General features: G+C 65.7%; 1 protein-coding gene and 1 pseudogene. Both read left to right on the top strand.

Annotation, left to right across the window (positions count from 1 at the left end):
* Positions 1–710 (top strand): annotated as a pseudogene (locus ENZ74_RS32625) (diaminopimelate decarboxylase); the annotation flags it as partial.
* Positions 711–749: 39 nt separating this feature from the next.
* Positions 750–1091, top strand: a 342-nt coding sequence (locus tag ENZ74_RS32620; RefSeq protein WP_127313326.1) for a pyridoxal-phosphate dependent enzyme, incomplete at its 3' end; no start/stop codon positions are given.

Genomic DNA, 1091 nt, shown 5'->3' with positions numbered 1-1091 from the left:
CGCTTCCCGGCATCAGGCTCACCGGCATCGACACCCATATCGGCAGCCAGATCACGGAGCTGCAGCCCTTCGACGACGCCTTCGCCCTGCTTGTCGATCTGGTCGGCGCGCTGCGGGCGGACGGCCATGCCATCGAGCATATCGACCTCGGCGGCGGCCTCGGCATCCCCTATCGCGTCGACAACAACCCGCCGCCGCTGCCCGATGCCTATGCCCAGATCGTCAGGAAGCATGTCACCAAGCTCGGGCTGAAGGTGATGTTCGAGCCGGGCCGGCTGATCGTAGGCAATGCCGGTATCCTCGTCTCGGAAGTGATCTTCGTAAAAGAAGGCGACGCCAAGAACTTCCTCGTCGTCGACGCCGCCATGAACGATCTCATCCGGCCGACGCTCTACGATGCCTTCCACGATATCCGTCCGGTCGTGCAGCCGCCGGCGGACACGCCGCGCATGATGGTCGACGTCGTCGGCCCGGTCTGCGAGACCGGCGATTATATCGGCCTGGACCGCGATCTGCCCAGGCTGAAGGCCGGCGACCTGATTGCCGTCTCCACCGCGGGCGCCTATGGCGCGGTGCAGGCCGGCACCTACAACACCCGTCTGCTGGTTCCGGAGGTGCTGGTCGACGGCGACCGGTTCCACGTCGTGCGCCCACGCCTGACCTATGACGACCTGATCGGACTGGATTCGATGCCCGACTGGCTTGCATAGAAGCGCCGGAAACACACCGACCCGTCACAGGGAGCAATCATGACGAACGGCATCACCGTCACACGCGAGCGCATTGCCGCGATGGAACCGCGCATCCGCCCCTATATCAGGCACACGCCGGTGCTGCGCGTCGACATGGCCGACTTCGATCGGCCGCCGTTGGCCGTCGACCTGAAGCTCGAATGCCTGCAGCATTCCGGCTCGTTCAAGGCGCGCGGCGCCTTCACCAACCTGCTGGAGCGTGCGGTCCCAAAGGCCGGTGTCGTCGCAGCATCGGGCGGCAACCATGGCGCGGCCGTCGCCTATGCCGCCATGCGGCTTGGCCACAAGGCGACCATCTTCGTTCCCGAAGTGAGCCCGGCGGCCAAGCTGGAACGGATC

Source organism: Mesorhizobium sp. M7A.F.Ca.CA.002.15.2.1 (assembly GCF_003998715.1).
GTDB lineage: Bacteria > Pseudomonadota > Alphaproteobacteria > Rhizobiales > Rhizobiaceae > Mesorhizobium > Mesorhizobium ciceri.
Note: the sequence above shows the minus strand (reverse complement) of the source record. Positions and strands in the feature narration are given on the sequence as shown.